Source organism: Bacillus sp. P4_D3 (genome assembly GCF_056401855.1).
Genome location: NZ_JBFUIN010000747.1, coordinates 1 through 1,463 on the forward strand (window position 1 = coordinate 1; position 1,463 = coordinate 1,463).

Consider the following 1,463-nt stretch of genomic DNA (forward strand, 5'->3'; position numbering starts at 1 on the left):
AGACTCTTAATTTCGTGAGTTGTTAATGTCGATGTTGGCTCATCTAAAATAAGAATCTCAGCTTCCCTTATTAATCCCCTCAATATTTCTACTAATTGTTGCTGGGCAATGGATAACGATAATCCTAAATCCTGAAGTTGAATGTTCCAGCCTAAGTCTTCTAGCAACTTATTAATTTTATTTCGAAGTTCTTTCTTTTTCGCTTTCATTCCGATACAAATATTCTCTTCAATTGTCATATGCGGAAAGATGAGTGGCTCTTGTGGTATTAAATATATGCCATGTTGATGTGCTTCTGCTGTGTTTGAAAACTGTTGTATTTCCCCTTTCACATACATCTTGCCAGCATCGTATGAATACAAACCCGTTAATATTTTCATTAATGTTGATTTCCCGGCACCATTTCCTCCGACTAAAGCGTATACATCTCCACGCTCTAATTGTAAATTGACTTCTTTTAATACGAGTTGACCTGCAAATGATTTACTCACCTTTGTAACTTGTAATAAGGGCACGTTCTCCACATGTTGTCACCTGCCTTTATGCAGAACATTTTTTGAGAAAATGATTTTTTGTTCTACTTGTTTTGTAGCATTGTATATTTATTTTTTCATATCTAGAACACTTTTTTCACTGGACTATTTTATCGCTTCAACTGGAATAAACAAAATAAAGAACACATATGTTTAAGCAGTGGTCAATTGTTGAAAGGGATGAAGAGTATGTCACAGCTCAACTTTGAAGACAATTTGTTAACAAAAGTAGCTTGGTACTATTATAAAGATCAATTAACCCAGCAAGAAATTGCTTCACTTCTTCACATTTCAAGAAATAAAGTCGTTCGGTTGTTAGATAAAGCACGGACGGAAGGTGTCGTCACATTTCACGTAAAAGGTACTGGATTGCACTGTTTAAGCATTGAACGTGACCTTATGAAAAAATTCCATCTAAAAGATGCTTTCGTTATTCCAACGCCAACTGAGGATTATGCATTTTCACTCGGAAAAGCTGCCGCACAATATTTAGAAACTCAATTGCAACAAGGAGATTTACTTGGGATTGGCTGGGGAGAGACGATAAGTAAAATGCTAGAAAACATTCATTTTGATAGCTCTATGAATCTTTCAATCGTTACTCTTACAGGAGGCGTAAATCACTATATTCCAAGAAATCAAAGCTATTTAAACTACATGCAAGGTGACCTCCATATTATTCCTACCCCTTTTCTTACATCTACAAACGAAATGACGCAAATTATTCTATCCGAACCAAGCGTGAAAGATATGCTTCACGTCGCTTCACTCGCTCATACAGCAGTAGTTGGCATTGGAAGCTTATCTCAAGACGCCACAATTGTGAAAGAAGAAAAATTAACACTACGTGAAATGACTTATATACGTAGTCAAAACGGGGCAGGAGATATTTTAGGGCAATTTTATAATACTGACGGAAAACAATTAGAA

The 1,463-nt window shown here is 35.8% G+C and carries 2 protein-coding genes; one reads left to right on the top strand and one right to left on the bottom strand.

The features are described 5' to 3' along the window. Window positions 1-524 (bottom strand): ATP-binding cassette domain-containing protein (locus tag AC1DTM_RS26260; RefSeq protein ID WP_477001260.1); only part of this gene is annotated, 524 nt, incomplete at its 3' end. A gap of 198 nt (window positions 525-722) precedes the next feature. On the opposite strand from AC1DTM_RS26260, the gene AC1DTM_RS26265 reads away from it, so the two are divergent. Then, window positions 723-1,463 (top strand): sugar-binding transcriptional regulator (locus tag AC1DTM_RS26265; protein ID WP_477001261.1); only part of this gene is annotated, 741 nt, incomplete at its 3' end.